Annotated in this window: 11 protein-coding genes; 3 read left to right on the forward strand and 8 right to left on the reverse strand. The window is 69.0% G+C overall.

The genetic code is table 11. The features are described 5' to 3' along the window. Both VKA86_10315 and VKA86_10320 read right to left on the reverse strand, forming a co-directional pair. The coding region (locus VKA86_10315; protein HKK71601.1) for a hypothetical protein at positions 1-525 on the reverse strand (525 nt) is incomplete at its 3' end. Between the two features lie 120 nt (positions 526-645). Beyond that, positions 646-1,212: a sigma-70 family RNA polymerase sigma factor gene (locus VKA86_10320; protein HKK71602.1), complete on the reverse strand. Its 567-nt coding sequence runs from the start codon at positions 1,210-1,212 to the stop codon at positions 646-648. Positions 1,213-1,424: 212 nt separating this feature from the next. Between VKA86_10320 and VKA86_10325 the strand changes: the two genes are divergently transcribed. Then, a complete protein-coding gene (locus VKA86_10325; protein HKK71603.1) occupies positions 1,425-4,673 on the forward strand; it encodes a serine/threonine-protein kinase in 3,249 nt (1,082 codons plus the stop codon). A 267-nt stretch (positions 4,674-4,940) separates the two neighbouring features. On the opposite strand, the gene VKA86_10330 is transcribed toward VKA86_10325, so the two are convergent. After that, a complete protein-coding gene (locus tag VKA86_10330; protein ID HKK71604.1) occupies positions 4,941-6,554 on the reverse strand; it encodes a cation:proton antiporter family protein in 1,614 nt (537 codons plus the stop codon). A 707-nt stretch (positions 6,555-7,261) separates the two neighbouring features. After that, a complete protein-coding gene (locus VKA86_10335; protein ID HKK71605.1) occupies positions 7,262-8,227 on the reverse strand; it encodes a DUF3667 domain-containing protein in 966 nt (321 codons plus the stop codon). Between the two features lie 273 nt (positions 8,228-8,500). Between VKA86_10335 and VKA86_10340 the strand changes: the two genes are divergently transcribed. Both VKA86_10340 and VKA86_10345 read left to right on the forward strand, forming a co-directional pair. After that, a complete protein-coding gene (locus tag VKA86_10340) occupies positions 8,501-8,767 on the forward strand; it encodes a PadR family transcriptional regulator (GenBank protein ID HKK71606.1) in 267 nt (88 codons plus the stop codon). Between the two features lie 79 nt (positions 8,768-8,846). Beyond that, positions 8,847-9,287, forward strand: a complete 441-nt coding sequence (locus tag VKA86_10345) for a hypothetical protein (protein HKK71607.1) — start codon at positions 8,847-8,849, stop codon at positions 9,285-9,287. Positions 9,288-9,356: 69 nt separating this feature from the next. Here the strand turns inward: VKA86_10345 and VKA86_10350 are convergent, their stop codons facing one another. From VKA86_10350 to VKA86_10365, 4 genes are all read right to left on the reverse strand, one after another. Further along, on the reverse strand, positions 9,357-11,822 hold the full coding sequence (locus tag VKA86_10350; GenBank protein ID HKK71608.1) for a serine/threonine-protein kinase: 2,466 nt from the start codon (positions 11,820-11,822) through the stop codon (positions 9,357-9,359). A gap of 672 nt (positions 11,823-12,494) precedes the next feature. Beyond that, positions 12,495-13,973 (reverse strand): amidophosphoribosyltransferase, encoded by a 1,479-nt coding sequence (purF, locus tag VKA86_10355; protein HKK71609.1) that lies wholly within the window; start codon positions 13,971-13,973, stop codon positions 12,495-12,497. A gap of 19 nt (positions 13,974-13,992) precedes the next feature. Continuing rightward, entirely contained in the window at positions 13,993-14,652 is a 660-nt protein-coding gene (locus tag VKA86_10360; GenBank protein ID HKK71610.1) for a hypothetical protein, read from the reverse strand. Next, on the reverse strand, positions 14,649-15,350 hold a 702-nt coding region (locus tag VKA86_10365; protein HKK71611.1), incomplete at its 5' end, for a phosphoribosylformylglycinamidine synthase subunit PurQ. The genes VKA86_10360 and VKA86_10365, both read right to left, overlap by 4 nt.

The raw sequence follows: 15,350 nt of genomic DNA on the forward strand, positions 1-15,350 counted from the left end.
GAGATCGATCCCCCACACGTCGATCCCGTTCTCGGCCAGGAACACGGGCAGCGAGCGCTCGGCCGGGTCCGACGGCGCGGCGAGGAACGATCCCTCGAAACCGACGCCCGATCCGTGGAGGAGGAACAGCGATTCCGGAGCCCGGATCGGACGTCCCGGCCGACGCTCCCGCACGACCCGGTGCAGCCGGATCGCATCGTAGGGACCGTTGCCGGTCCGGATCTCGAAGACGACGTGCACGACGTCCTCGGTCAGCGCGGCACGATCGACGACGGTCACCGGACCGACGATCCGATCGAGGCCGTCGACGTCGGGAGCGCGCTCGGGATCGATCTCCCAGTGGGCGGCGAGGGCGAGCTGGGCGGCGAGGGACTCGACGCGCGGATCGGCGGTTTCCTCGACGGACGGGACCGTGCCGCTCGGGACGGTGTCCGCGGGATCGGTGATGCGGTCGCGATCGCAGCCGGTGGCCACGAGGACCGCGACGAGGGTGGCGATGGGAAACAGGGAACGGAGAGGGCGCACGGGAGGCCTCCTGCAGTGTGGAATCCGGCGTGGTCGCACCGGCCCCTGCCGTGTACCACGCGATTCGTGTTCTACACAGGAGACGGGCCCGAATGCGGGATCGAACGGTGTCCGGTGCGATCAGGCCGGACGCTCGATCGCCCCCCGCAACCGATCGAGCACCCGGTTCACACGCATCCGGGCGGCGTCGGCCGACTCGAGCGACAGCCGACGGGCGAGTTCGGCGTAGCCGAGTTCGAGCTCGAAGCGCAGGACGAGCAGCTCGCGCGACGGCCCCGGCAGCTCGTCGATCCGACACCGCACGAAGGCTTCGAATTCGCGCTCGAGCAGGCACTCGAGCTCGGAGGGGCCGTCCTCGGGGAGGTCCGTGTCGAGGTCGGCATGCAGCGGCCTCGTCCCCCGGCCCAGGTCCGCAAGGTGGTTGCGCAGTGCGCGTCGGACGTAGGCGCGGAAGGACGTCCGGATCCCCTCGTCGCCGTCGACGACGCGGAGCAGGCTGCGGACGAGGACGTCGTGGGCGACGGACTGGGTGTCGTGCAGGTCCCGCGCGCGGAGCGGAACGCGTCCGCGCGCCCAGGTCTCGACGCGGTCGATGTACCGGCGGTAGAGACGCTCGATCGCGCGGGCGTCGCCGTCACGCGCGCTTCGCACGAGTCCGTGGGTGTCGAACAGATCCTCGGGCTCCACCGTGCAAACCTCGACGGAGGGGGACGTGACCGGCGGGAACCGTGGGAAAATCGTAGCCGGAGCCGTTCGGTCGGGTCAACGAGACCGTCTTCCTCTGGGGGGGGCATGTCCCCCGAATCCGTGATCCACCCGCGACGCTCCCGCCGATTCCGGGCACACTCGCCGTGCCTCCGGCTCCCGCCGCGGCCCCTCGTGCTCCCACCACCGACGTCATGACCGGCCGAGACGACCCTGCCCGTCCCGACGACGATGCACGCCGCATCGGTCCCTACCGCCTGCTCGAGCGCATCGGCACCGGCGCCATGGGCGAGGTGTGGCGCGCCGAGCAGCACGAGCCCGTCCGCCGCATCGTCGCGCTCAAGATCATCAAGAAGGGCATGGACACCCGCGAGGTGATCACGCGCTTCGAGATCGAGCGGCAGGCGATGGCGCTGATGGACCACCCGGCCATTGCACGCGTGTACGACGCGGGCGCGACCGCCGACGGGCGCCCGTTCATCGCCATGGAGTACCTGGCCGGCGAGCCGATCACCGACTACTGCGAGAGCCGGCGCCTGTCGATCGAGGAGCGGTTGCGCCTGTTCCGGACCGTCTGCCAGGCGATCCAGCACGCCCACCAGAAGACGGTGCTCCACCGCGACCTCAAGCCGAGCAACATCCTCGTCGTCGAGGTCGACGGCCAGGCGGTGCCCAAGATCATCGACTTCGGCATCGCCAAGGCCACCGCGCGACCGCTGACCGATCGCAGTGCGGCGACCTTCGTCGGACAATTGATCGGCACGCCGCTGTACACGAGTCCCGAGCAGGTGGCCATGACCGCGGCCGGCGTCGACACCCGCGCCGACGTCTATTCGCTCGGCGTGATCCTCTACGAGCTGCTGGTGGGAGCACTGCCCTACGATCCCGAGGAGCTCGCCCGGGCGGGGATGGACGGCATGCTCCGCGTGCTGCGCGAGAGCGAGGTCCCCCGGCCGAGCACCCGCGTCTCGACCCTCGGGAACCGGACGGCGGAAGTGGCGGCGCTCCGTCGCCTCGATCCGCGGAAGCTCACGAGCAAGCTGCGGGGCGACCTGGACTGGATCACGTTGAAGTCCCTCGAGAAGGATCCGAAGCGGCGCTACGAAACGCCGCGGGACCTTGCCGAGGACATCGGGCGCCACCTGCGGACCGAGCCGGTGGAGGCACGCCCGCCATCGGTGCGTTACCGGACCGCGCGCTTCGTCCAACGGCACCGCACCGCGGTCGGTACGTCCACCCTGCTGCTCGTCCTGATCGTCGCCTTCGCCGCGTGGCAGACCCACCAGACGCGGGTCATCGCGCGCGAACGCGACCGGGCCGTCGCCAACGAGCGCTTGTCGCTCGCGCGGGAGAACGTGAACGACGACCCTTCGCTCGCGGTGGCCTACGCGATCTCGAGCCTCGAAGTGGTCGACCAACCCGCCACCCGCGACGTCGTCCGCCGGGCCCTGGTCACCGGCCCACTGCGTGACGAATGGCCCCGCCACGGCCAGAGCGGCAACCCCCTCTCCGTCGACGCCTCCCTCGACGGTCGCCTCTGTGCGGTCGCATGGTCGCGCACACGGAACCCCACCGTCGGCATCTACGACACGTCCGATCTGTCCATGCGGACCTTCGTGTCGTCGGCGGAGGGTTTCGCGTTCCAGTTGCGCTTCGACCCGAACGCCACGCACGTCGCGGCCGTCTCGACGGCCGGGCTGCACGTGTGGCGGGTGGCCAACGGCGACTCGGTCCTGTACCGACCGAAGCCCGCGTCGGTGCAGTCGTCGTACGTCTACCCGTCCGACGAGCCGGGTCGGTTCTTCTTCGTGGAGACCGTTCCGGGGGAGGCTCCACTGTGGTGGGAGGTCGACGCCATCGGCGGATCGACCCGCCGCATGGGACGTTCGGCCGGTCGCCACGACCTGCAGGTCAGCGACCACCGGCCGGCGATCGACCCCACCGGTCGATGGATCCTCGACTACGCCGACGGAACCGTCCTCCTGCAATCGGTCGACGATCTCGACGGCGGCGACGCCCGACCGGTCGGACGGCACGACCACCCGATCACCTGTGTCTTCGTCGACGACACGGCTTCGAGTGCCGGATCCGTGGACATCCGCGGCGTCGTGCGTCGCTGGGACCTGACGACGTCCCCGCCGCGCCGTGTCGCCGAGCACCGACTGGAGCCGGAGGACCACGCCGGACGCTTCGACCCCCACCGGGATCGCTATCTCGTGTCGTGGGGTTCGGAGACGATCCAGGTGTTCGACGACGACCATCGTCCGCCGCGGACGCCGACCCATCTGCTGGATCGCACCCACTGGGCCCACGACGGCACGTTCCTTCCCGACGGAACGATCGTCACCAGTCGCAACGGGATCACCGGCGGCGGTGCCGTCGCGCACTGGAGGACCGAAGGGCCCATCGCCTGGACCCTCGCCGTGCGGGACTCCCTCGGTGCCGGCGCAACGGTCACCCCGGCCCCCGACGGCAGCGCGCTCTACGTGTGGACCCTGGCGGGGACCTTCCTGGAGATGCCCCTCGATCGAGGCACGAAGCAGCCCGTCCGACTCGTCGGACAGGGGATCCCGTTGAATCGGGGCATGACCCACGCGTTCCTCGTCTCCGACGACGGACGCGTCGCGGTCACCTACAACGTGAAGGTCGACGCCTTCCGACGGATCGACCTCGAGCGCGACGAGCTCACGCGCCTCGAGAGCGTGGGCCAGTACGAACCGCCCCTGGCGATCGATGCGACCGGCCGCCGCATCGTCTGCATCACCGTGCCACCGGCGGGCGCGAGTCGAACGCTCCGTGTCGTCGACCTCGAGCGGGATCGGGTCGAGGCGACGCTCGAGCCGAACGTGGGCACGATCCGCGAGGCGCGCTTCGACGACCGACACCTGCTCGTCCTGTCGTCCGACCACGTCGTCCGGATCGATCTCGACGACCCGACACTCCCGCCCGACACGCTACTGACCGAGAGCGACACCTTCGTGCACGGCTTCACCGACGACGGCCGCCACGTGGCCCTCGTGGACGAGGAGTGGACACTGTGGGACGTGGAACTCCGGACCGGTACCCGACGTCGCGTGACGAACCTCACCCGCCCCCGCCCTTCCGACGTGGTCCGGAGCGACGAGCTCGGGCTGGTGGCCGCCGCGGGATGGGACGGTGTCCTGAAGATTGCCGAGATCGATGGCGACGGCGAGTGGACGGTCGGGATGCCGGGCGAGGGCCGGTCGTTCGTCATGGGCCTGCACTTCGATCCCCGCGGCCGTTGGTTGCTGGCCGACACCTCCGCGGGCTGGGTCGCCTGGCGGCTCCCGCTCGACCCCCTGTTCCGCGATCTCCCGCGCGACGAATTCCTCTCGCGAACGCGCGACCTCACGAACCTGCGGGTCACACCGGATCCGGACGAAGCCGCGGCCTATCGGATCGTGCTGGACGGTGAGGGCTGACCGCCGTCGAAGGCGCTGCCCCTGTCGAGGGCGAGATCTCCGCGAGCGAGGATCTGGTCCGCGAGAACCGTCCGGTCGGGTGACACCTTGGGATGTCTGGGGATCCCCGGGATCGTCTGGGGATGTTCCGCGCCGGAAGCCTTCGCGCTTCCGCAGTGGAAGTCCCACCGCTTCCGCCGCGGAAGTCGGACGCTTGGGCGGGTGAGCCGACGCTCCGCGCTGAAGGTGGGATCCGACGACCGAGGCGCGTCGGCTGGCGAACCCAGCTCACGGATGGGCCCCGAGTCGAACTCCTCGAGCCCGACTCCCCTCCTGCGTGAGGGTCATCACCATGTCCGCGTAGCCCTGCCCGGCCTCGGCGTAGAGATTGAAGGCCACGTCCACACCATGGGCCTCGAGCGCCGGGATCTGGTCGTCGTACTTGGCCGTGGCGGCGACACGGAACCGGGAGCGGATGGGCAGCTTCTCCATCTCCGCCGCAGCCGCGAGGTTGGCCTGGTGATTGGGGAGGGCCAACAGGACCAACTCGATCCGTCCTCCGGTGTCGTCGAAGCGGTCCCAGAAGTCGAGGTCGGTCGGGTCGCCGGGGATGACGTTGCGGCCGGCGTCGACGTGGCGCTCGACCACACCTCGGTCGGTGTCGACGCCGAGCACGCGCTTGCCGAACTGCTCCTGTAGCGCGCCGTAGGCCCCCGTGCCGACACGTCCCATGCCGAAGATCACCACTTCCGCCGCCCCCGGTGACACGGGGATCTCTTCGGACTTCCGCTGCTCGGTCTCGAAGCGCACCAGCGTCTCGCGAAGGCAGTCGTAGATCCGATTCGACGTGGCGTTCAACGGCGCCGCCAGCACGAAGGTCAACGCGACGGCCACCGCGAGGATCAGCAACCACTGATCGCTCAACCACCCCGCACTCACGCCGAGTGTGCCCACGATCAGGCCGAACTCGCTGTAGTTGGCCAGGCCGAGCGTGGCCACCAGCGACGTCCGCGCGCGCAGCCGGAAGCGTGTCAGAACGCCGAAGTACAGAGCCATCTTGAGAGGAATCAAGGCCGTGAGGAAGAGCGCGATCCCGAGGTCGCTCGCCGAAGGGACCCCACGCAAGCCGATCGTGAGGAAGAACCCGACGAGGAAGAGATCCTTGAATCCGAGGAGCGACCGCGCCATCTCCTTGGCCTTCGGATGATCGGCGATCAGCATGCCCATGACCAGGGCCCCGAGATCGCCCTTGAGTTGAACGATCTCGAAGAGGTTCCAGCCGACGAAGTTCATCATCACGCCGAGAAGGAGGAGCAATTCGCCGTGACCCGTTCGGTCGAGCAACCAACCCAGAGCCCGCCGTCCCGGTAGCAGGAGCAGCAGGCCGATCGCCCACGGCGTCGGCGCCTTGCCCTGCGAAATGGCAAGGAACACCACGGCCACGATGTCCTGCATGATCAGCAGACCGATCGCAGTGCGCGCGAACAACGTGCTGGACTGCCCTTGTTCCTCGAAGACCTTCACCGCGAAGACCGTACTCGAGAAACTCAGGGCGAAGGCGATCAAGGCGGCCGTGCGAAGGTCGAGCGAGGCGAACTGGCCGAATCCCAGGAACACGAAGACCCCGGTGAGCGACGCCACGACGAGAGCCATGTGGACGATCGACCCGGCCCAGATCTCGGGCCGCAGCAGACTCCGGACGCGGAGCTTGAGACCGATGGTGAACAACAACAACGTGACGCCGAGATCGGCGACGAGCTGTAGATCCGGCGAGGATTCGTAGCCGGTGGCGCCCAGGCCGAAACCAGCGATCAGGAATCCCACCAGCGGTGGCAAGCCGACCAGGCGCGCACAGAGCCCCAGGAGAAAGGCCACGCCGATCAGAACGGGAATGGTCTCCACGGATCACCGTCGCCGGCCTGGGAACGAAGGGTGAGGCGTCTCGATGCGATGGACTCCACCGCGGACGACGAAGAACATCCGCCTCGGCGAGGGAGGCCTCCGTAGATGCGGAACTCTAGCCCCAATTCCTCGAAACGCGACATGAAGAAAGGCGGCATCTCTGACGAGAGCCGCCTTTCTCCTCGAGATCTGGCCACGATCGCGGCAGAAAGGAGTTGCCTACTTCTCAAGACCCCGCGTGTCGAAAGGCCACCCTCAGGGAGACGAAGGAAAGTGGATCTGGCCCGCCGTGTCAACGCCCCTCTGGCCCTGGATTTCACCGCTGATCAGCTGACCTCCTACGCCGGCCTCGAGGTCGACGGCGCCTTCGGCAGCGAACGTCCAGTGCCCGCGCCATGCCCAGACCACGGCGCTCTACCGGCTGTTCGAAGGGAACTTCGAGCCCTACGTGCGGGTCCACGTCGAGCGCTTCGGGCACCGGCGCGGTAGTCTGCGGCGTACGGTCCTTCGTGTCGTGGACCAGCACCTCGCGTGCGGCCGCCCCGAGGGTGGAGTCGCGCGCATGCGCTGTCCGAGCTGTCGTGGGGAGCGTCTGCTCGCGTTCAGCTGTCACACCCGCAAACTCGGTGGCAACGACCCGCACGATGGAACGGCGCAGCGGTCCACCACGCAGGTGGGGACGATCGTGTCGGGCCGTCGGGCGCGACTCAGATCGTCAGGAACGCCACCACCGCCGCGACGGCGACCCCGCCGAGCAGCACGATCGAATAGCTCATCGTGATCATCATCGCCTTGATCACCGTCTTCACCCAGCCCTGCCCGTACACCTGCCGCAGTCCCACCAGCCCGTGGACGATCAGCGCCGCGAGGACGAAGACGTTGTCGACCTCGGTGGGCACCACCGTCGCCACGAAGAGTAACAGGAACGCGACGGAGTGGCCGTGCAGAGCGGCCACGAAGTGTTCGGCGTAGAGGCGGCGTTGTCGACGGTAGAGCAACGCGAGGATCGCCGCGAACACCGGCACCAGGGCGAAGACCACCTTCGGTAAGTGGCGCATCATGGCCTCGTTGAGCGCCAGCGAGACCTCGTCGGACTCCATCGCTTCGGCCTTCTCGATCTGCGAGCGCACGCGGGACCCCACCAGGGGGACCGAACCGAAGTCGTCGCCGTCGATCTCCACGGTGTCGCGGGGGGCCAACGCATCGATCCAGGCCGAGTCGACGCGCGCGTCGGCGAGCGATTCGCGCAGCCGCGTGCGTACGGCCGGATCGAAGTCGGCGTCGCGGAGCGCGTCAGCGACGTCCTCGACCGAGGAGCCACCGGCCTGATCGCCGACCCGGACCACGGCGCCACTGCCCTCGTCGCCGGTGGCCATGAAGGTCTGCCCCATCGCCGCCGCGGCGAGGAAGTACAGCAGCGAGTTCAACAAGTACAGGCGCAAGGGCCGCACGTACCGCGCCCGCCGCCCGGCGAGGTACTCGGAGGTGATCCGTCCCGGCTTCAACAGCAAGGTCGTGTAGGTCCGCACGACCTTCGAGTCGATCGAGAAGACGTCGTCGAGCACCTGCCCGAAGAGCTGACGCATCGTGGGCAGGCCTTCGTCCTTCTGTCCGCAGTGCGGGCAGAAGGGTCCGTCGGCGAGGGGCTGGTTGCAGTTGCGACAGGACTTCACGGAACCCGGACGGGGGGGGCGTTCGGCCCGCCGAGTCTGGCACACGCGCCCTCGAAGCGGAAGTCCGTATCAGACCGCCGGCGCCCGCCTTCTCGTGCCAGACCTGCAACTTCTACGCAAGAACCAGGGCATGGCCCTCTCGTCGGCCGCGAGTCCAACGACGAAGCGCGAATCTGTGAAGATAGCCATTGGAGCGCGTCCGCTGCGCGCCACCGAGCACCGGGCAGCACTTTCGACTTGTGCTATATCCGTCACGGATATCTCATCGCCCCCATGAGTACGAAGCCTCCCAAGCCGCTCACTCCCGCCGTCCTGCACATCCTGCTGGCGCTGTCCGCCCGCGAGCGGCACGGCTACGGCATCATGAAGCAGGTCGAGGCCGACTCGAACGGGCGTGTGAACATGGGCCCGGGCACCCTTTACGGCTCGTTGAACCGGATGATGGACGCCGGCCTCGTCCGCGAGACCGAGAGCCGCGTCGACCCGGAGATGGAGGACGAACGGCGCGTCTACTACGAGATCACTGGCCAGGGCCGCTAAGCGCTGGCCACCGAACTCGAACGCTATCGCGAGGTCGTCGCCGTCGCGCAGCTCCGCGACCTGCGACCCCGGAGTTCCCATGGCTGACGATCCCATGACGCGACGCCTGGGCGCCCTCTACGCAATCGTGCTGCGCCTCTATCCGCCCGTCTTCCGTGAGCGCTTCGGTACGAGCATGCGGCAGACCTTCGCCGATCTCTGCCGTGAACGCCGCGCGCACGGCCAGGGCCTCGCCGGCCTCGTGCTGTGCAGCTTCACCGACACCCTCTTCGGAATCCTCCGGGAAAGGAGCAGGACGCTCGTGCCTGCCCCTCACGAGCTCGTGCGCGTCGCGCTGATCACCCACGTCCTCCTCGCCGTTCCTCTCTTCGCCATGCGCTCCACCGACGAAGTGGTCTGGACGCTCGGCGACTTCGTCTTCGCCGGCGTCGTGATCTTCGGCACGGGACTGGGCTTCGAATTCGCCGTGGCGCGGGCGCGGACCACGACCTACCGCCTCGCGACCGCCGCGGCGTCCTGACGGCCGCACCACCTCACCGATCGACCCGCCCGACCCGGCACGGCTCGCGATGGGCGTGAGTCGACTCGGCTACTGCCCACCCCGCGCCGCGCGCACCTTCTCGAAGATCGCGTGCGCCCGCGCCTGCATCGAATCGGCTTCCTCGACGCGCCGCATGGCTCTCAGCGTCTGCGCGATCTCCAGGCGGTCCCACGCGACGTCCTCGTGGTCGGGGCCCAGCAGCTTCTCGTCGATCCGCAGCGATTGCTGCGCCATCGCCAGCGATTCCTCGAGCCGACCGACCGCGCGGTAGGCGGTCGCCAGACTGAACGCGGGATAGGTCACCGCCATGCTCTCCGGGCCGAAGCGCTCGGTCCGGTCGCGGTGGCTGCGTTCGAGGAGTTCGATCGCCTGCTCGTAGTTCCCACCCTCGAGGTGGAAGTAGCCGAGATTGTAGACGGCCTGTTCGTACTGCGCACTGTCGGTCCCCAGTGCCTTCTCCCAGAGTTCGAGCGCGCGTCGCATCTCCACGCCGCCGCTCTCGCGATCGCCCGTCCGCACCGCGACGATCGCCATGTTCGCGCGCGCATTGATCGCACGGGGATGTTCCTCGCCGAGGATGCCCGTGAGTTCCTCGACCGCCCGGGTCGCCGCATCACGGGCCTCGTCGAAGCGCTCGAGCACCAGGTTCGGGCCGATGAAATTCTGGACACACTCGGCCGCACGGAGTGCATCGGGTGGATCGAGCGCAAGGAATTGTTCGCGGGCCTCGCTGAAGTGCTCGAGTGCTCCGTTCGGATTGCGGGCACGGTCCTCGAGATTGCCGACCGTCATGAGGTAGCGTCCACGGAGTCCACTGGGGTCGGGGAACCAGCGACGGATCGTCCCGTCGTAGCGTGCGATCAATTCCCGGGCGCCTTCGATGTCGCCGGCGGACACGGCGATCGCGATCCCCTGATCGCCGACCCGAGCGAACAACGAGTCATCGGTGGCCACGCCCGCATCGGTGAGAAGGGTCGCGGCCGCCGCCAGCTCGGCCCGCGCGTCGTCCGATCGACCCTCCCAGCTCAACGCCTCGGAGAGGTTCAGACGCGTCCGGAAGCGCTCGGCCAGCGGCGCGTCGCTGGCGTCGGCCCACTCGACGAGTTCACGCCGGAGTTCCACGGAACGTTCGTAGAGCCCCAGGCCGAAGTAGGCCTCTCCCAGGGCGTCCGTGAGGCGCGCGCGGGCGTGGGGCTCGGATGCGAGCGCCGTTCGCGTCTTCTCCGCGCCACGCTCGAGGATCTCCCCCGCGGTGATCGTCTCCCCCTCGCCACCCCGAGGATCGGCCACGGCGAAGAGATCGACGAGGAAGTCGGTCACGCGCGTCGCCGAGCGCGCTTCGCGTGCGGCCGTGGTCTCGGCCACGAGCGCACGGCGCAGGTTCTGCTGCGACTGCTGGTACAGCACGAGCATGACCGCGCCGAAGCCGACGACCATCGCGAGAGCGACGGTGGTCAATGCACTCGCGAGAGGGTTGCGCCGAACCAGCATGCGCACCACGTAGGCCGTGCTGGCCGGTCGTGCCTTGATAGGCTGACGCTCGAGATAGCGCGTCACGTCGTCGGCCAGCGCGTCGACCGTCGCGTACCGCCGGTCCGGATCCTTCGCGAGCGCGGTGGCCACGATCGTCTCGAGGTCGGCGTCGGGTGCACTCGGACCGCGCCACGCGTCGCGCAACATCCCCGGAGCCTCCTCGCAGATCGCGCGCACCGCTCGTGCGACCGACGCTCCCGTGTCGTACGGACGCGTGCCCGTGAGGACCTCGTACAGCACGATGCCCAGCGCGTAGACGTCGACCCGCACGTCCGGCGAATTCGCACGTCCCTGGATCTGCTCGGGACTCATGTAGGCGAGCGTGCCCCGGGTCTGACCGTCCTGGGTCATCGCCGTCGCGTCGGGATCGTCGTTCTCGGCGAGCCGCGCGAGACCGAAGTCGAGCACCTTGATCGCCGGAAGGCCGGTCGTCTCGTCGGGTGCGCCAACGATGACGTTCGCCGGCTTCAGATCGCGATGGATCACCCCGCGCCGGTGCGCGAAGCCGACCGCCTCGCAGATGCGGACGAACACGAGAAGGCGTTGCTCGATCGCCGCACGGTCCAGGCGCGCACCGTCGCCGATCTCCGCCCAGTGCGCGAGCGTCCGACCGCGGGCGAGTTCCATGGCGAAGTAGGGCTCGCCGTCGGCGGTGCGCCCGGCCTCGTAGATCTTCGCGATGCCCGGATGGTCGAGCCGGCCGAGCAACTCGGTCTCGCGGCGGAACAACTTCAGCGTGAGTTCGTCGACGTAGCGCGCCCCGCGGATCACCTTCAACGCCACCGGACGCCGGGGTGCCTCCTGCTCCGCCTCGAAGACGACGCCCATCCCACCGCGGCCGAGCACGCCATGGATCGTGTAGTTTCCGATGCGATCGGGGTAGGACTCGGACCCCTCGATCGTGTCGTCGGAACCGGGGGCGGAGCCGAGCGGGCGTGTCTCGTGGGGATCGTGGCTCGGGGACGTGGGGTCGTCGTGCACCGGATCTCCTGCGTCGTCGGGGGTGCGGATCGGTTCACAGCTGCACGGCCTCGCCGGCGAGCCACCGGGGCATGATAGCACCACGGCTCCGCGGCGAGAGAGTCGAATCAGGGGACGACGCGTCCGCGCGACGGCCAGGACGTGCCGACGATCGTCATCCCCCACCCTCTTCGATCGTAGTGCCCGATCGTATCCCGGGTCTCGGCCAGTGGGCGGCGCAGTCGGCGTGCAATCCAGATCGGGTCGTCGTCCTCGTACGCCATGCCGCGCCCGCATCGCGATGTTCCGCCCGGGCAGCCTCTTCGCGCTTCCGCCGCGAAAGTCGGACGCTTGCGCCAGGCCAGCGTCTGAGAGATCACACCGAACAGATGCCGCTCTTCTGGGAACCCTCGGGGTTCAGTGTGTGGGCCGGCGAGCCCAGCCTACCCGGCGACACCGAGCGTCAGGAGCCCATCGCACGTGACCTCGCCCGCGGATCCCCTTCGACGAGACCCGGACTTCGGATTGTCAGCCGCCAACGGATGACGACGGCGAATGTCAGCCTTCACGGGCTGACATCTCGCTTCGTCAGCCCCGCGAGGGTGACATCCCTCCACCCCCGGAATTCGAGTATGTCATCGCACGCCGCCGGGTCACCGGCTGCGGCGGGCAGTCGCCGACCGCCGCCGTCCGCTACCCCCGGCCCTCACCCTTCCGCGCCGCCACGCGCGGTTTGCCGCTGCGCACGCCGCTCTCGAACACGTCCTTGCCCGTGTTCTCGAACTCCACCGGGTAGTCGCCGGTGAAACAGGCGCGGCAGAAGCCGTCGGACTCGCGCACCGACTGCAGGAGGCCCTTCTCCGACAGGTAGGCCAACGAGTCCACGCGCAGGTAGTCGGCGATCTCGTCGACCGAGTGGGAGCTGGCGATCAGGTCCTTGCGGACCGGCGTGTCGATGCCGTAGTGGCAGGGATGGGTGATGGGCGGCGAGCTGATCCGCAGGTGCACCTCGCGCGCGCCCGCCTGGCGCAGCATCTTCACCAGCTGCTTCATGGTGGTGCCACGGACGATGGAGTCGTCGACGACGACCACGCTGCGGCCCTCGAGCACGCGGCGCACGGGGTTGTACTTCTTGCGCACCGCGAAGTCGCGGATGTCCTGGCTGGGACGGATGAAGGTCCGGCCCACGTAGTGGTTGCGGATCAGGCCGAGCTCGAAAGGAATGCCCGAGACGTTCGCGTAGCCCAGCGAGCTGGTGTTGGAACTGTCGGGCACGCTGATCACCACGTCGGCACCCGGGCACGGGGCCTCCTCGGCGAGGATCTCGCCCTGGCGCCGCCGCACTTCGTCCACGCTGCGTCCGTAGATCATGCTGTCGGGACGCGAGAAGTACACGTACTCGAAGATGCACATGGCCGGCTTCTCGGCGGGCTCGTCGAACGGGTAGGCGTCGATGCGGCCGTCCTCGTACAGGACGACCATCTCGCCGGGCTCGACGTCGCGCTCGTAGGTCGCGCCGACGATGTCGAGCGCACAGGTCTCGCTGGCGGCGACCCAGGCGTCGCCCAGCTTGCCCAGGCACAATGGACGGAAGCCGCGCGGGTCGCGGGCGACCATCACGCGCTCCTTGTCGATCAGCACCAGGCTGAACGCGCCCTTCACCTGGCGCAGGGCCTCGGCGGCGGCGCGGTCGACGGTCTCCTGCCGGCTGCGGGCGATCAGGTGCAGGATCACCTCGCTGTCGTTCGTGGTGTTGAAGATCGAACCGTCGGCCTCCATCTCGCGCCGCAGGCTGATCGCGTTGACCAGGTTGCCGTTGTGTGCGATGGCCAGACTGCCGTGCTTGGTGGTCACGTGAATGGGCTGGGCGTTGCGCAGGTTGCTCGAACCCGTGGTGCTGTAGCGGACGTGCCCGGCCGCGACGTGCCCCTTGAGGTGGTCGATCGCGTCCTCGGTCAACGCGTCGCTGACCTTTCCCATGTCCTTGTAGCTCTGCACGACGAAGCCGTCGGCCGAGGCGATTCCCGCGCTCTCCTGGCCACGGTGCTGCAGCGCGCTCAGACCGATCGCGGTGAGGGCCACCGCCTCGGGGTGGTTGACGACGGCCATCACGCCGCATTCGTCGTGGAAGCGGTCATCGTCGTCGAAGCGCTGCAGATCCCGATCGTCCATGTCGGTTCACCTCTGGGGGTCAGCCCGTCGCCGGCTCCAGGGCAAGGGCGGGACCGATGGGAGCGTATCCCTGCATGTGGGGATGCACGAGCAGGCCCTTGCGCCGGGCCCGGGTCACGGCCAGTTCCTCGGCCCGGGCCGAGGCGGCGTCGACGGAGTCGGCGCGGAGCACGATCGTCCACAGCACGCCGCGCAGTCGCACCCGCTGTCCGTCGGGCCAGTGGCCGCCGGGCAGCGGACTCAGGCCGTCCTCGAGATCCCACGCCAGCAGCGGCACGGCGTAGTGGCCGTCGACCGGACGGACGGCCAGCCACGCGCGGAGAACGTCGTCGATCGCCCGCTGCGACGCCACCAGATCCGGCCGATCGGTCTGGACCAGGCGCCGCAGCCACGGATGCGGCCAGGTGCCGTCGGTTCGGACCGCCTCGAGCGCCCCGTCGTGGGCCAGCACCGCGGCGAAGCGATGCTTGTTCGGGTTGAACCAGTGCTGGTGGTCGGTGCAGGCCTCGATCCACGCGGGTGCGTCGCCCTCGTCGACGTTCTCGATCACGTAGACGTCGTCGCGCTCGAGCAGGGCGATCTCGTCGCCCAGGCCCAGGGTGTCGCGGAAGGTGTTGAAGGCGGTCATGGCGACGAGATCGACGCTGCGACCGCGGACCAGGAACGCGAGATCACTCATACCGATTCCACCTTCTGCAGACGCCCGAAGGCACCGAGCACGGCCAGGCCGGGACCCTCGGCCGCGGCGATCGACGCACCCACCGCCGCGCGCCGGCGATCGCCCCACGGACCGACGATGTCCTCGGGCACCTGCCACAGCCACGCGGCGCGCTCGGGGTGCGGCATGAAGGCCAGCACCTGCCCGTCGAGTCCGTGCAGGCCGGCCAGCGCGCCCATGGCGCCGTTCGGATTCCAGGGGTAGGCCGTGGCCTCGTCCCCGTCGGGCGTGCAGTAGTAGAGGGTGCGATTCTCGCGGTCCTGCATGCGCGTGAGGAAGCCAGGTTCGCGCGACACGAAGCGTCCTTCGGCGTGGCCGATCACCACGGGGAAGGGCTCGCTCAGTTCCTCGGTGAAGAAGCAGGGCGCGGTCTCGCCCCGGCGCACGAATACCCACTGGGCGTTGTAGCCGTCGCGGCCCTCGACGCGGTTGCGGGCCATGGCCACGTCGACGCGGCCCGGTTCGTCGCCGGGCACGAGCCCCGCCTCGACCAGGATCTGCGCGCCGTTGCAGATTCCCAGCGCCGGCTTGCCCCCCTGGACCTCGCGGGCCAGGGCCTCGACCAGCGGCGACTGGCTGGCGATCGCGCCGGCGCGCACGCGGTCCTGGTAGCTGAAGCCGCCGGGGACGACGAAGCCCGCGTACTCGGCCAGGCGGCT

This window comes from Candidatus Krumholzibacteriia bacterium (assembly GCA_035268685.1).
GTDB lineage: Bacteria > Krumholzibacteriota > Krumholzibacteriia > JAJRXK01 > JAJRXK01 > JAJRXK01.